Source organism: Neobacillus sp. 204, from assembly GCF_046562815.1.
GTDB lineage: Bacteria > Bacillota > Bacilli > Bacillales > Cytobacillaceae > Neobacillus.
The window spans coordinates 204,071-219,344 of record NZ_JBJORY010000008.1 but is presented as its reverse complement, the minus strand read 5'-3'; the positions used below and the strand labels follow the sequence as shown (position 1 = coordinate 219,344).

Below are 15,274 nucleotides of genomic sequence, written 5' to 3'. Positions count from 1 at the left end.
AGATTCCTGAATCTAGCGGTTCTATTTTTTCTATGTCATCCATATTCATAGAGTAGAATCTTAAAAAGAGGTGGATAGGATGCAGGCGATGATTCGCAGGGCTAAAAAAGAAGACTTGGGAAGGTTACGAGAGTTTTTATCGAGAGCGAAGCTGGGGACGGATGGATTAACAGATGAGACAATCGACTATTTTTTGTTGTTAGAGCATGAGGACGGGACCTTAAAGGGCTCGCTTGGAATGGAGGCGTTCACGGAGTTTGGGCTATTGCGCTCACTTGTGGTAGCACCTGGACAAGCCGAGAAGGAAATTTTCGTTCTTTTTGATCAAATGGTCCAATTAGCAAAAGAAAAAGGGATGAAAGGTTTGTTTTTGGCAACAAATAAGAGCGTAGCCTTACCGTTTTTTGAGTTAATGGGCTTTCAGAAAGTCGAGCGGGAGGAATTACCTAGCGAATTTTATCACTCAGAACATATTCGACACGTTTTAAATGTGGATAACTCATTATTTTTGAAATTTTCACTATAATTGTGGATATATCCACAAAGTTATCCACTATTTCAACGAAGTTGTACACAATTTGTGGATAACACTTGTATTTATGCCCACCTTCTTTTATACTTTCAAACGTATTGAGTGAAAAATATGAGTCTAGGTGACTAAATTCGCCAAATTTCGCTAGTAGACTCGTTTGAGATAAAGGTGGATAACTATGAACACGAAAGTCTGGAAAGTGGATAAGTATGTGGATAATCTAGAAAATAATCCACAAGTTGTGGATGCAGCGAATTTTTTACGGGATAACGAAGTGGTCGCATTGCCGACGGAGACGGTTTATGGCCTTGGCGGGAATGCGAAAAGTGATACGGCCGTGAAGAAGATTTTTGCGGCTAAAGGCCGGCCGAGTGATAATCCACTGATTATTCACATTGCGGAAAAACGTCAGCTGAGCACGTTTGTGGAGGATATTCCCGAAAAAGCAGAAAGGCTGATCGAGGCGTTTTGGCCGGGACCGCTGACGATTATTTTTAAAAGGAAAGAAGGCGTTCTGTCTGAAACGGCGACAGCAGGCTTGGCAACAGTTGCGGTCAGAATACCGGACCACCCTGTGGCGCTGGCGTTGTTGAAAAGTTGTGGCTTGCCAATTGCTGCGCCAAGTGCGAACAGCTCGGGCAAACCGAGTCCAACCAATGCCGATCATGTTCTGGACGACTTAAATGGGAAAATTGCTGGTGTGATTGACGGCGGTGCGACAGGAATTGGCGTCGAATCAACGGTGGTCGATTGCACGGAGGCGATACCGGTCATCTTACGGCCGGGCGGGGTAACGAAAGAACAGCTCGAGTCTATTGTGGGCGAGGTTCAGGTTGACGCAGCGTTAACCGATGAGGCTGCACGGCCGAAAGCACCAGGGATGAAATACCGCCATTACGCCCCGAACGCTCCGCTTTATATGGTGTCAGGCACCACGAAATTTCTCCATCGTTTGGTAGAAGAAAAGCGGCAGGAGGGGCTCCGGGTCGGAGTGCTGACGACAAAAGAGAATGCCCATCTGTTCGAGGCGGATGTAGTGCTCACTTGCGGGAAACGGGCGGAGCTTGAGACGGTGGCGGCTGCGCTTTATGATACGCTCCGAAAGTTTAATCTGGAAAAAGTGGATGTTATTTATAGTGAAGTCTTCCCGAACACAGGTGTCGGACAAGCGATCATGAACCGCCTTCAGAAGGCGGCTGGGAATAAATTAATTACCGAATAACCACTAGGTTTCCCCTTAACCGGGGGCCTGGTGGTTTTTTGTTTTGGTGTCAATTTTGGTGTCAGGCACCAATAATACTATGAGTCCAGTGTTAAGGTTGTCAGGCACCATAATAGGCTCCTGGATGTAACAAATTTTGGGATTTAGAGGGGGAATGGCGGTATAATAGAGGTAGGCTCCGTAGATTCTCGTCCTCCAACAAGACTTCTAAATTAGTTTGGACGTGCATATGCTTAGGTTAGTTAGTCCAAGGAGGCGGAGTCCGTATGTCTGAAATGATTAGCGAATTAGTAACTTTGATGATAATGGCGTTTGCACTAGGGATGGATGCATTTTCAGTCGGACTTGGCATGGGAATGTACAAACTTCGGCTTAAGAAAATTTTTAATATTGGGATCACAATAGGCTTATTCCACGTATGGATGCCGCTTTTAGGTTTGATAGCAGGGAAATTTCTATCGGAGAAGTTTGGTACGTTAGCGACGTTTATCGGTGGTTTTCTGTTGATTATGCTAGGTGTGCAAATGGTATGGTCAACTCTCAAGAAGGGGGAGGAGAAGGTCATTTCCCCGGCTGGATTTGGCCTGCTGATTTTTGCTTTGAGCGTTAGCCTTGATAGTTTTTCCGTCGGCCTTTCCTTGGGCATTTACGGTGCAAAAACGTTTTTGGTTATCCTTTGTTTTGGCATCATGGCCACCGTGCTAACATGGGTCGGATTACTCCTCGGCCGAAAGATGCAGGGGTGGGTAGGGGCCTATAGTGAAGCACTTGGGGGTGCGATTCTCCTTGCGTTTGGAATAAAGCTGCTCGCCCCGTTCTTATGAGGAAGAAATCGCTGGCTTATTTATGATAAAATAAAGGTAACTAGTTTTTACATAAGAATTTTGCAAGGAGGAGGCAAACACATTGCAGCGCATTTTGTTTGTATGCACAGGAAATACATGCAGGAGTCCAATGGCTGAGGCAATTTTGAAAAATAAACAAATTGACGCAATCGAAGTGAGGTCAGCCGGAATTTTTGCAGCAAACGGCAATGAGGCATCCGCCCATGCGAAAAAGGTGCTCGAGGACAATGGGATCGCACATAATCACCGTTCCAGTTTGTTAACCCGTAACGAGGTCGAATGGGCCGACCTTATCCTCACCATGACGTCTTCACACAAGATGGGGATTCTCCAGCAATATCCGGAAGTAGGCGGAAAGGTTTTTACCTTAAAGGAATACAGTGGGGAAGGGTTTCATTTAGATGTGGTTGATCCATATGGCGGATCCTTGGCCATGTATGAAAAAACCTTTCGTGAACTAGATGAATTAATTGACAAGGCGATTGGAAAACTAAAGTAATACTTTGTGGAATGCTCTCTTTCTTCTGGAAGGGAGCTTTTATTTTTGGGGTTGGAACTTTATATTTTTGTAAGGGTATGTCAAAATGAATCAGGAGAGCGGAAGCGTCTGATTGTCGTCGGACGCTTAAGGCCAAACAGGATTAGGAAAATGAATAACAGGAGGTTTTTACATGAAAGTAGCATTAGCATCAGACCATGGCGGGGTTAATCTTCGCAAAGAAATCGCCAATCTATTAGTAGAGCTTGGCATTGAATACCAAGATTTTGGCTGTGAGTGTGAAACATCGGTCGATTATCCAGACTACGCACTGCCTGTCGCTGAAAAGGTGGCGAACGGTGAATTTGACCGCGGCATCCTGATTTGCGGGACTGGCATCGGAATGAGCATTGCTGCCAACAAAGTAAAAGGGATTCGCTGTGCCTTGGTCCATGATACATTTAGTGCCAAAGCAACGCGCGCCCACAATGATTCTAACATTTTAGCGATGGGTGAACGTGTCATTGGCCCTGGTTTGGCCCGTGATATCGCCGAAATCTGGCTGACAGGTGAATTTGAAGGCGGCCGACATGCCAACCGGGTTGGAAAAATTAGTGAATACGAGGCAAAGAACCTTTAATATTAGTCCATGTTGATTGGAGCCGAAGGCGCGAGACTTCTCCAGTGAGACCCCGCAGGCGCTCGCTTACCGAGGAGCCTCGCCAGGAGTGGAAATTAACATGCAAGTTTAACAGTGCTTATTAGTAAAGGATTTGTTGGACTGGACATCTGTTAGGGGAGGGTAAGGCTTATGATTCAAGAGTGTGAAAAAGAGCTGGAAGCAATTTTAACAGAATTCAAAGAACAGGCAGCGTTGAAAAAGGGACAGTTGCTGGTGGTCGGCTGCAGCACCAGTGAGGTGATCGGGGAGCGAATCGGGACCTCCGGGACGGTTGAAGTTGCTGAAATGATTTTCCGCTGCTTGAAAAACTTTCAAGCGGACACCGGGATTGATCTGGCGTTTCAATGCTGTGAGCATTTAAATCGGGCATTGGTCGTCGAACGCGCGGTAGCTGAGGCAAGGCGCTTTGAGGAGGTATCAGTTGTCCCAGTCCGAAAAGCTGGCGGGGCAATGGCAACCTATGCGTTTCAAGCGTTCGAGGATGCTGTGGTGGTGGAGTTCGTCAAGGCAGATGCCGGAATTGACATTGGCCATACCTTGATTGGCATGCACCTAAAACATGTCGCTGTCCCGGTCCGCGTAATGCAAAAAAAGCTCGGACAGGCACATGTAACGCTCGCCAAGGTCCGCCCAAAATTGATCGGCGGAGTAAGAGCCGTATACGAACGGAATCAGGAAAACTCGAGCTGCTCTTAATAAACTTGGGTGTCAGGCACCATTATTAAAGGATTTATAAGCTGGAAAATTTTGATGCATCACGCTAAAACACGAATATTTATGTGATAAAAATTAATTTCGTTCGGAAAATTAAGTACGGACATATAAAAATATTCCACATTAGGTAAAAAAATAATTAAAAACCGAAAAATGTTTCTCTTTTAATTTGAGGGTGTTTCATGCTAAAATGAAAAAGAATTTTCGAAATTATCAATAGTTACTTACATATAAGGGGGATTTTTGTCATGAAGCATTTGCCACAAGCGGATGAACAGGTTTTTCAAGCGATTCAAAAAGAATTAGGTCGTCAACGCTCTAAGATTGAATTAATTGCCTCAGAAAACTTTGTTAGCGAAGCAGTCATGGAAGCACAAGGCTCTGTGTTAACGAACAAGTATGCAGAAGGCTATCCTGGCCGACGCTATTATGGCGGTTGTGAATATGTCGATATTGTCGAAGACTTAGCCCGTAACCGCGCGAAGGAAATTTTCGGTGCGGAATATGTGAACGTGCAGCCGCACTCAGGTGCACAAGCTAATATGGCGGTTTACTTCACAGTTCTAGAGCAAGGTGACACCGTGCTTGGCATGAATTTATCTCACGGCGGCCACTTAACACACGGCAGCCCGGTTAACTTCAGTGGTGTTCAATATAACTTTATCGAGTATGGTGTGGACGAAACAACTCACCGCATCAATTATGATGATGTCCGTGCAAAAGCCCTTGAACACAAGCCAAAGATGATTGTCGCTGGGGCTAGTGCCTACCCGCGCGCGATCGACTTTGCAAAGTTCCGCGAGATTGCTGATGAAGTTGGCGCGTACTTAATGGTGGATATGGCGCACATCGCCGGCCTTGTTGCAACAGGTTTGCACCAAAACCCGGTTCCATACGCAGATTTCGTGACAACGACAACACACAAAACATTGCGCGGCCCACGCGGCGGGATGATCCTTTGCAAAGAGGAATTTGGCAAGAAAATTGATAAATCGATCTTCCCTGGTATTCAAGGCGGTCCACTGATGCATGTTATTGCAGCCAAAGCGGTTGCATTTGGCGAAGCACTCCAGGACAGCTTTAAAGAATATGCAGGTCAAATTATCGCCAATGCTAAGCGCTTAGCGGATAGTCTTCAAAAAGAAGGCTTGAAGCTAGTTTCAGGCGGTACCGACAACCACCTATTGTTGGTGGATGTTCAGTCCCTTGGCCTGACAGGTAAGGTTGCTGAAAAGGTTCTTGATGAAATTGGAATCACAGTGAACAAAAACACGATTCCATTTGATCCGCAAAGTCCGTTTGTGACAAGCGGGATCCGCATCGGGACGGCAGCTGTTACAAGCCGTGGCTTTGGTGAAGCAGACATGGACGAGATTGCTTCCATTATTGCGTTTACCTTGAAAAACCATGAAGATGCAGCGAAGCTTGAGGAAGCGCAAGGACGCGTAGAAGCTTTAACAAGCAAATTTACCCTTTATCCAGAATATTAAACAGCAAAGAATCGGCCTAATTATGTATAGTGGGCCGGTTTTTTTTTGAAAAATCTAACTAGTATTTTGATTTGCTCATTGGATTGTTTTTCTGTAAAATGAGACGGAGTGTTTGTTAATTAAAAAAAAAGGGGCGATGATTGTGGCCAAGGTATTCGTTTTCGACCATCCATTAATTCAACATAAGCTAACTTACATACGTGATAAAAATACTGGAACAAAAGAGTTTCGCGAGCTTGTCGATGAAGTTGCCACGCTGATGGCATTTGAAATCACGAGAGATATGTCGCTTGAGGATATTGATATCGAAACACCTGTCTGTCCAGCAAAATCAAAGGTATTATCCGGTAAAAAAATCGGTGTGGTACCTATTTTGCGTGCAGGAATCGGAATGGTTGACGGTATTTTAAAATTGATCCCAGCGGCGAAAGTAGGCCATATCGGTCTATACCGCGACCCAGAAACATTGCTTCCAGTTGAATATTATATTAAGTTGCCAAGTGACGTGGAAGAGCGCGATTTCATCGTGGTTGACCCAATGCTCGCAACAGGCGGTTCAGCGGTTGAAGCGATTCGCTCCTTGAAAAAGCGCGGCGCAAAGCATATCAAATTTATGTGTCTAATCGCGGCACCAGAAGGCGTGGAAGCTGTTAAGGAAGCCCACCCAGATGTGGATATCTACATCGCAGCATTAGATGAGAAATTAAACGACCACGGCTACATTGTCCCAGGTTTAGGCGATGCTGGGGACCGGTTGTTTGGAACAAAATAAGCTCTTTTTGAAAAAAGTCGAGAATACTCGGCTTTTTTTTGTTGGGGTTTATTGAAATAGGTAATTAGTGTTTTAAAGAACCCGGTTTAATTTAAAAAATCAACAGCGGTTTTGGGACCTGGTTTATTTTTCGAAAAATAGGTTGGTTTTTTGGTAAAAAATGTCTAATTGTACTAAACACCTTGAAAATTGTACAAAACCACTAAAAATTTGTACAAAACCTTTAAAATTTGCACAAAACCCATCCAAAATTACACATAAAATCAGTCTTTCGTACAAAACTTTAACAAGAACAATTTCAAAATTAATAAAGAACAAAAATACTCAAAATTGAACCTCAAAAAGATCAAATTCATCAAAATTCAAAATTTGTTCTTAGTTTTTAAGCAGGAAATCATAACATTTAAGAGAAATTACCATTGAAACTATATTTGAGGTGATGTGCATGGTCGTTTTAGAGTTACAATTACCAATACAAGCTTACCAATGTATGGCATTGCTGCGCAGGATACATAAAAATCATCCAATTAGGCCGACAATCGAACGCGATCTAAAATCGTGGCTGAAGGGATACTACGGCGAGAAGGAATGCAGCTATTATCTTTCGCTTTTGCCTGAAGATCAATATTACATTTTTCATGGCCTGCGGTTAATCGATAAGAAACCCTTCCAAATCGATTTAGTAATCCTTTCATCGAGGTTTATCTTTATGGGTGAAGTGAAAAATCTTTCGAAGAAGTTGATTTTTCATAAGGAGTCCAATCATGTCACAAAAGAATTTAATCATGAAGAAGAAGGCATTTCGAATCCTATCCTTCAGGTCAAAAGGCAGCAAATGCAGTTCGTTAATTGGCTGAGAAAAATGCAAATGCTCGGACTACCAATCGAAAGAGTGGTTATTATCAGTAAGTCAACCACTAAAATAGAAACTACGCCAGATAATCAACAAATTTTTAATGAGTTGATTTACGCGGAATCACTCTTGGAAAGGATTGAAGAAATGGAATGCAAGTACCAAAAGCCTGCCTTTAGTAAAAAGAAACTCGCTCAGTCAGTGGACCTCCTTTTAACCCATCATCAAACACCTATTCCTGATATTCTCCCAACATATAAATTATCCAAAGATGACATTATCACAGGAGTGTTTTGTCCTAAGTGCCCTACCGGTGCGATGGCATTTTACTCTGCTAAGTGGAACTGTCATAATTGCGGGTATTCCTCCAAAACTGCCTTTTTCCAGACTGTTGATGATTATTTCCTCCTATTGGGACCGACGATTAACAGGAGACAGTTCGCTGAATTTTTACACATTGGCTCCCCCTTCATTGCAGGGTATCAACTGCGGTCACTCAATCTCCCGTCGTCCGGTTCCAAACGAGGGACAATCTACACCCTTCCAAAAAATCAACTATTGTGCCCGCTTGATGAAAAGGGAATCAACGCATACACGGTTCCAACCAGATAAAGACAACATGCATACTTTTCCCCTTCAGTGAAAACGATATTGAAAAAGGGGAAATCCGTCGATGAAACTTCTACTTGCTTTACTGCTAGCTTTTCAAACTCCTAAAATACTCATTCATCCATCTATCACCAAAAGCAGGCAGGAAACCACTGCGATTATCATTCTGGACAAGCCGCACACCGACCAGGAAATTCAGCAGCTCCTTCAACCCTATAAAGACGTGAAGCTGCGCCGTGTTTACCGCGAAGCCCTGGATGGTTTCTCCGTCCAAGGCAGTGTAGAGACACTAGCCAAACTCAAAAGCAGCCAAAAACAAATTATCAACGTCTCGCCGGTCATTCAATACCAGGCTGAAACCGAGGAGAGTGTTGAAATTATTGGCGGTAAGGAAGTCCGCAGTCTTTTTGATAAAAAAAACCAACGGCTGACGGGAAGAGGAGTCACGGTGGGGGTCATTGATACGGGTGTTGACTACACCCATCCGGACCTCAAGCGGAACTTTGCCGGCGGCCGCGACCTTGTCGATAATGACCGTGATCCGATGGAAACACTTGCGATCGGAAAGGCGACCATCCACGGTACGCATGTGGCGGGCATTATTGCCGCCAATGGAAAAATAAAAGGTGTGGCTCCAGAGGCGAAAATTGTGGCGTACCGGGCACTCGGTCCAGGTGGGGGCGGCACCACGGAGCAGGTGCTTGCGGCAATTGACCAGGCCATTAAGGATAAGGTTGATATTGTCAATCTCTCACTGGGAAATGATATCAACGGTCCTGACCTGCCAATCAGCCTCGCCCTCAATCGTGCGGTCGACCGCGGGATCGTGGCGGTGGCGGCATCTGGTAATTCCGGACCCAGTGTGTGGAGCGTGGGTTCACCAGGAACCGCCTCCAAAGCCATATCAGTTGGGGCGTCAACGCCAACTTTAGAGACACCACATTTAATAATAGAAGGAAGTAGGGAACAATTTCAAATTGAGCCGATGGAAGGCTCGGCCGCGTGGGCGCTTGACCGCTCTGTAGATATGGCTGATGGCGGCATCGGCAGACCGGATGAATTGAAACATGTCGATGGGAAAATTGCTCTCATTAAAAGAGGAACCCTGACTTTTTCGGAGAAAGCGGAGAATGCCCAAAAGGCGGGGGCAAAAGCGGTGCTGATCTACAATAATATGAGCGGCGGCCGCTTCATGGGAAACCTGGACTCTCAGCTGACCATCCCTGTCGGAGCACTCGCTAAGGGTGACGGAGTTATTTTACAAAGAGAAATAAAAAAACAAAGCACTTTGGCGAGGGTTTTGGTCAGTGAAGAGCGGGATCAGCTCGCCGACTTCAGCTCACGCGGACCTGTGACGGGAACATGGGAGATTAAGCCGGATATTGTCGCACCTGGAGTCGCAATTAATTCGACCATTCCAGGCGGATATTTGTCGTTGCAGGGAACAAGCATGGCCGCACCGCATGTCGCTGGGGCCTGCGCACTAATCAAGCAGGCCCATCCGGACTGGACACCGGAGCAAATCAAAGCGGCCCTTATGAATACGGCAAAACCGCTTGCCAAATCAAATGTCATGAACCGTATCGCTTCCAATTCACGCCAGACGCAGCTAGAACCCAACATCTACCGCACTTTTGAGCAGGGCGCAGGCCGAATCCAAGTCGATGAAGCCATCAAAGCGACTACACTCGTATCGCCTAGCAGTATACGTTTTGGGAAATTTACCGAGGGGAATGACGTTCATAAAGCCGATTTACATGTTGAAAATACAAGCACGAGTAAACAACGCTATTCTTTTGATACCCCGCACCAGGTTGATGGACTCCACTGGCGGCTGCCGCTATCGTTTACGCTCGAACCAAAGCAGACGAAAGATATCACCGTCGAGTTAACGGTTGACCCGCAGGTGTTTAAAGGGAAAATTCACGACGGCTATCTTCAGCTCCAGGCAGGAGCGGCAACCATTCGCATTCCTTATTTGTATGTGTTGGAAGAGCCCAACTACCCGCGCGTGATGGGCTTTGATTTCATGGATGGCGACAAACCAGGGCAGTACCGCTATGAGGTGTATTTGCCGGGCGGGGCCGAGGAATTTGGGATTGCGTTATTTAACCCGGAGGATTACCGGTTTATTGGCTTTTTAGATACGATTACCAATGTAAAAAAGGGACTGATTCAGAAAGATATCCCGGATGGACAGCTTCCACGGGATGGAAGCTATCTAGTGAAGGTTTTTGCCAAAAAGGCGGGTAAAGAGGATTTTATCGAGCGGATGATCGTAATTGAGAAAAAACAAGACTAATGGACCATGTCCCAGGCGGACATTGCCTTCTATTATAACCCATAATAAAGGTTCATAAAATTGTACCATTAGTATAATTATAAATGTTCACAAAATAGACACAAAATGAACAAAATTCCTTCACAATTTACAATACAATAAGAATGTTGAGTAAAGTTCTGAAATGGAAAAAAATTCAGCGAATACTTTGTGGTATAATTCACGTAAACTCATTGACATTGACATGGTGCTATTGTATGCTTACAAAGGGTATAAATGATAGGGTTTTCATGCGATTAAATCTATCTAAGGATAGTATTTTGGCTATGAATTTTTCCATTTGTCCGCTTGGCATTCTCTTACAGTGAGGATGTGTTGATATGCGTCAAAACAACCGCAACCCATTACAAGCTATGGCTTTAATGTCCGCAATTGTCTCCCAATTAGTAGGTTCCATTCTAATAGGTATTTTCTCAGGCAGATGGCTGGATCGGCATTTGGGTACCGAACCAATTTTCTTAATAATCGGACTGCTCATCGGTCTTGCTGCGGGCACCTATTCCATGCTTCTTTCAATCCGCCATTTCTATTCAGGAGATAAATAACTATGCCAGATTTCAGAGTAATGTACAACAGGCAGCGCAAATGGATTTTTTACTTGTTGTCCATTTATGTTCTAGGCTGGGGCTTCACATCATTTCAAACCGTATTTTTAGGACTGATTCTTGGGACATGCTTCGGGTATTTGAACTTGTGGCTCTTGGTAAGAAAGACGGAAAGTTTTGATAAAAAGGTAACAGAGGGCAAAAAGCCGCGTTCCTTAGGTTCGCTCTCGAGAATGGCGGTGGCTGGAATTGCCGCGTTAATCGCCTTAAAATATCCTGAGCAATTCGATATTATTAGTTTAGTGATAGGATTGATGACATCCTATATTGTCATTATGATAGATTATTTTTACCATGCTTTGCATGTACATAAATGAAGCGGAAGCGAGGTGAGTTTACATGCATCATGAGACTCCAGAGTTTGAGTTTATGGGTCTTTGGTTTAATGGCGCAAATATGCTAATGATTACGATTGCAAGTTTAATCGTGTTCTTAATAGCTGTCCTAGCTACAAGGAAGTTGGCAATGAAACCTACAGGGATGCAAAACTTCTTTGAATGGGTAATGGACTTTGTTAAAGGCATCATCAATAGCACGATGGATTGGAAAGATGGCGGAAGATTCCACATCCTTGGAATTACACTAATTATGTATGTTTTTGTATCCAATATGTTAGGTCTTCCATTTGCAATCGTGATTGATGAAAAGCTTTGGTGGAAATCACCAACAGCCGATCCAATCATCACTTTAACACTAGCTGTCATGGTTTTGGGTCTATCTCATTATTATGGCGTCAAGTTAAAAGGTGCAAAGGGTTATGCAGAAGGTTTCTTCGCTCCAATGAAATTCTTATTCCCTTTGAAAATCATTGAGGAATTTGCCAATACGCTGACTCTTGGTCTGCGTCTATATGGTAACATTTACGCGGGTGAATTGCTTTTATCACTATTGGCAACAGGCTTAGCACATCAAGGTATTGCCGGCACCATCGCAGCGATTCCGTTGACAATGGTATGGCAAGGGTTCTCTATTTTCGTTGGTACGATTCAAGCTTATATTTTCACAATGTTAACAATGGTTTACTTGGCTCATAAAGTGAGTCACGACCATTAATAATACACCGTTCATTTTTAATGAACAATATAAAAAAATAATTTATGTTTTATACATTTAAGGAGGAAAAAAAGTAATGACAGGATCAATTGGTGTTTTAGCAGCAGCAATCGCAATCGGATTAGCAGCAGTAGGTGCAGGTATTGGTAACGGTCTTATCGTAGGACGTACAGTAGAAGGTATCGCTCGTCAACCTGAACATCGCGGTTTACTACAAACAACAATGTTTATCGGGGTTGCGTTAGTTGAAGCATTACCGATTATCGGTGTAGTTATCGCGTTCATGGTATTAAACCGATAATATTAGGCAAATTCCAGGTGGCGATGATCAACAAATCCTCGCCATTCATTTATGTGTTTTTTCTATCGTTAAGCAACTCTTGAAAGGAGTGAACCGAGGGTGTTAACAAACAGTTTTGTATTAGCGACTGCTGCTGAAGGCGGCGGCCACATTAATACTGGAGATATTTTCTTCCAGCTCATCGTATTTATTGCTTTGTTAGCCTTGCTAAAGAAGTTTGCATGGGGTCCATTAATGGGCATCATGAAACAACGTGAAGAGCATATTGGTAATGAAATTAGTGCGGCAGAAAACAGCCGTTTAGAAGCACAAAAGATTTTACAAGAACAACGCGACCTTTTAAAAGAAGCGCGTAATGATGCTCAAAACCTCATTGAAGGTGCGAAAAAGCAAGGCGATATTCAGCGTGAAGAGATTATCGCAGCGGCACGCACTGAAGCTGAGCGCATGAAAGAGTCAGCTAAGCTTGAGATTGAGCAGCAAAAAGAAAAAGCAGTTGCCGCGATTCGTGAGCAAGTTGCGTCCCTGTCTGTATTGATTGCTTCTAAAGTAATTGAAAAAGAAATTACAGCAGCAGATCAAGACCAGCTTATTAACGAATATATTAAAGAGGCAGGAGAAGAGCGATGAGCAACTCTATGGTAGCTAAGCGCTACGCGTTGGCTCTTCTAAAAATTGCGAAAGAGACGGATTCGCTCGGAGTTATTGAAGAAGAACTTCGTGTAGTGAAGGAAGTTGTACAATACAATCCTGAATTAAAAGCCATCTTAAATTCTTCCAAGCTTTCAATTGAAAAGAAAAAAGAGATTCTTAAGACTGCTTTCGCATCAGTAAATGTAAATGTACTGAATACACTGTTGATCTTAATCGACCGCCACCGTGAAGACCAAATCATTGATTTGGCAAATGAATTTTTAGAGCTAGCGAATGAAGAGATGGGCATTGCCGAAGCTGAAGTCTACAGCACACGTGCATTAACCGATGCGGAACGCGAAGCAATCTCGTCAGTATTTGCAGCTAAAATTGGCAAAAAGTCACTAAAAATCGAAAATATCGTAGATTCCAACTTGCTTGGCGGCATTCGCCTTCGCATTGGAAATCGTATATATGACGGGTCATTAAGAGGTAAACTTGATCGTTTAGAACGTAAATTGTTAAGCTAGATTCGAAAGATTAGGGGTGAAACTCATGAGCATCAAAGCTGAAGAAATTAGTGCCCTGATAAAAAAGCAAATTGAAAACTATCAGGCGGAGATTCAAGTGACTGATGTCGGTACAGTTATCTCCATTGGTGACGGTATCGCACGTGTTCATGGCCTTGACAATGTCATGGCTGGAGAACTTGTTGAATTTTCAAACGGCGTTATGGGTATGGCACAAAACCTTGAAGCAAATAACGTTGGTATTATCATTCTCGGACCTTTCACTGAAATCAAGGAAGGTGACGAGGTTCGCCGTACAGGACGCATCATGGAGGTTCCAGTTGGTGAGGAACTTATCGGACGCGTTGTAAACTCGCTTGGACAACCAGTTGATGGTATGGGTCCAATCAATACAACAAAAACACGCCCAGTTGAAGCGGTAGCTCCAGGCGTTATGGCTCGTAAATCCGTTCATGAGCCATTACAAACAGGTATTAAAGCGATTGACGCCCTTGTGCCAATCGGACGTGGTCAACGTGAGTTAGTCATCGGTGACCGTCAAACAGGTAAAACATCTGTTGCGATTGATACCATTTTGAATCAAAAAGGTCAAAACATGATCTGTATCTATGTTGCGATCGGACAAAAAGAATCTACAGTTCGTAACGCCGTTGAAACACTGCGTAAATACGGCGCATTAGAATATTCAATCGTTGTTACTGCATCTGCATCACAACCTGCTCCATTGCTTTACCTAGCGCCATATGCGGGTGTTTCAATGGCTGAAGAGTTTATGTATGCAGGCAAACACGTATTGATCGTCTATGATGATCTTTCTAAACAAGCAGCTGCATACCGTGAGCTTTCCTTGCTGCTTCGTCGTCCTCCAGGTCGTGAAGCATATCCAGGGGATGTATTCTACTTACACAGCCGTCTTTTAGAGCGTGCAGCGAAAATTAACGATACACTTGGTGCTGGTTCCATCACTGCGCTTCCGTTCATTGAAACGCAAGCGGGCGACGTTTCAGCTTATATCCCAACAAACGTTATTTCGATCACTGATGGACAAATTTTCTTACAATCTGACTTATTCTTCTCCGGTGTTCGTCCGGCAATCAACGCTGGTCTATCCGTATCACGTGTAGGTGGATCTGCACAAATCAAGGCAATGAAAAAGGTATCTGGTACCTTACGTCTTGACCTTGCCTCTTACCGCGAATTAGAAGCATTTGCTCAGTTTGGATCAGACTTAGATAAAGCGACTCAAGCGAAACTTAATCGTGGTGCCCGTACGGTTGAAGTTCTTAAACAAGACCTTCACAAGCCACTTTCAGTTGAAAAGCAAGTTGCAATCCTTTACGCATTAACACGCGGCTTCCTTGATGAAATTCCATTAGAGGACATCCGTCGTTTTGAATCAGAATTCCTTAATTGGTTAGACCACAACCGCAAAGAGTTGTTAGACCATATTACAAAAACGAAGGATCTTCCTTCTGATGACGATATGGCTTCTGCAATCAACGCCTTCAAAAAGACGTTTGCAGTTTCCGAACAATAGGGTCTGACATTTAGAACGGTGTAGACGCGCGGCTTCCGTAAGGTTAGCCGTACGTCCAACCAGACATTCTTTGAAAA

At 43.9% G+C, this 15,274-nt stretch carries 17 protein-coding genes; all 17 read left to right on the top strand.

Features of this window, described 5'->3' with window-relative positions:
* The first annotated feature begins 79 nt into the window (after positions 1-79).
* The 17 genes from ACJ004_RS18030 to atpA all read left to right on the top strand — a co-directional run bounded on the left by ACJ004_RS18030 (position 80) and on the right by atpA (position 15,197).
* Entirely contained in the window at positions 80-526 is a 447-nt protein-coding gene (locus tag ACJ004_RS18030; protein WP_410894514.1) for a GNAT family N-acetyltransferase, read from the top strand.
* Positions 527-710: 184 nt separating this feature from the next.
* Positions 711-1,754, top strand: coding sequence for an L-threonylcarbamoyladenylate synthase (locus ACJ004_RS18025; RefSeq protein ID WP_410894513.1), 1,044 nt, complete (start codon positions 711-713; stop codon positions 1,752-1,754).
* A 266-nt stretch (positions 1,755-2,020) separates the two neighbouring features.
* Positions 2,021-2,578: a manganese efflux pump MntP gene (locus ACJ004_RS18020; RefSeq protein WP_410894512.1), complete on the top strand. Its 558-nt coding sequence runs from the start codon at positions 2,021-2,023 to the stop codon at positions 2,576-2,578.
* A gap of 82 nt (positions 2,579-2,660) precedes the next feature.
* Complete coding sequence (locus tag ACJ004_RS18015; RefSeq protein WP_410894511.1) at positions 2,661-3,098, top strand: low molecular weight protein arginine phosphatase; 438 nt, start codon at positions 2,661-2,663, stop codon at positions 3,096-3,098.
* Positions 3,099-3,270: 172 nt separating this feature from the next.
* Positions 3,271-3,717, top strand: coding sequence for a ribose 5-phosphate isomerase B (rpiB, locus tag ACJ004_RS18010; protein WP_410894510.1), 447 nt, complete (start codon positions 3,271-3,273; stop codon positions 3,715-3,717).
* A 171-nt stretch (positions 3,718-3,888) separates the two neighbouring features.
* Positions 3,889-4,455, top strand: coding sequence for a TIGR01440 family protein (locus ACJ004_RS18005; RefSeq protein ID WP_410894509.1), 567 nt, complete (start codon positions 3,889-3,891; stop codon positions 4,453-4,455).
* A gap of 266 nt (positions 4,456-4,721) precedes the next feature.
* Positions 4,722-5,963 carry a serine hydroxymethyltransferase gene (gene glyA, locus ACJ004_RS18000; RefSeq protein WP_410894508.1) on the top strand — a complete coding sequence of 414 codons (1,242 nt, stop codon included), beginning with the start codon at positions 4,722-4,724 and terminating at the stop codon, positions 5,961-5,963.
* Between the two features lie 142 nt (positions 5,964-6,105).
* Positions 6,106-6,735, top strand: a complete 630-nt coding sequence (gene upp / locus ACJ004_RS17995) for a uracil phosphoribosyltransferase (protein WP_410894639.1) — start codon at positions 6,106-6,108, stop codon at positions 6,733-6,735.
* 445 nt (positions 6,736-7,180) lie between these two features.
* The gene (locus tag ACJ004_RS17990) at positions 7,181-8,200 is read left to right on the top strand and encodes an NERD domain-containing protein (protein ID WP_410894507.1); all 1,020 of its coding nucleotides are present in this window, start codon (positions 7,181-7,183) and stop codon (positions 8,198-8,200) included.
* A gap of 61 nt (positions 8,201-8,261) precedes the next feature.
* Entirely contained in the window at positions 8,262-10,499 is a 2,238-nt protein-coding gene (locus ACJ004_RS17985; RefSeq protein ID WP_410894506.1) for a S8 family serine peptidase, read from the top strand.
* A 359-nt stretch (positions 10,500-10,858) separates the two neighbouring features.
* Positions 10,859-11,083, top strand: coding sequence for an AtpZ/AtpI family protein (locus tag ACJ004_RS17980; RefSeq protein ID WP_218347032.1), 225 nt, complete (start codon positions 10,859-10,861; stop codon positions 11,081-11,083).
* Positions 11,084-11,085: 2 nt separating this feature from the next.
* Positions 11,086-11,460 (top strand): ATP synthase subunit I, encoded by a 375-nt coding sequence (locus ACJ004_RS17975; protein WP_410894505.1) that lies wholly within the window; start codon positions 11,086-11,088, stop codon positions 11,458-11,460.
* A gap of 22 nt (positions 11,461-11,482) precedes the next feature.
* On the top strand, positions 11,483-12,196 hold the full coding sequence (gene atpB / locus ACJ004_RS17970) for a F0F1 ATP synthase subunit A (RefSeq protein WP_410894504.1): 714 nt from the start codon (positions 11,483-11,485) through the stop codon (positions 12,194-12,196).
* Between the two features lie 88 nt (positions 12,197-12,284).
* Positions 12,285-12,497, top strand: coding sequence for a F0F1 ATP synthase subunit C (gene atpE, locus ACJ004_RS17965; RefSeq protein ID WP_348982654.1), 213 nt, complete (start codon positions 12,285-12,287; stop codon positions 12,495-12,497).
* A 99-nt stretch (positions 12,498-12,596) separates the two neighbouring features.
* The gene (locus tag ACJ004_RS17960; protein WP_410894503.1) at positions 12,597-13,127 is read left to right on the top strand and encodes a F0F1 ATP synthase subunit B; all 531 of its coding nucleotides are present in this window, start codon (positions 12,597-12,599) and stop codon (positions 13,125-13,127) included.
* Positions 13,124-13,660, top strand: a complete 537-nt coding sequence (locus ACJ004_RS17955; RefSeq protein WP_410894502.1) for a F0F1 ATP synthase subunit delta — start codon at positions 13,124-13,126, stop codon at positions 13,658-13,660. The genes ACJ004_RS17960 and ACJ004_RS17955 overlap by 4 nt, the downstream gene beginning before the upstream one ends.
* A 25-nt stretch (positions 13,661-13,685) precedes the next feature.
* A complete protein-coding gene (gene atpA, locus ACJ004_RS17950) occupies positions 13,686-15,197 on the top strand; it encodes a F0F1 ATP synthase subunit alpha (RefSeq protein ID WP_410894501.1) in 1,512 nt (503 codons plus the stop codon).
* The last annotated feature ends 77 nt before the right edge of the window (positions 15,198-15,274 follow it).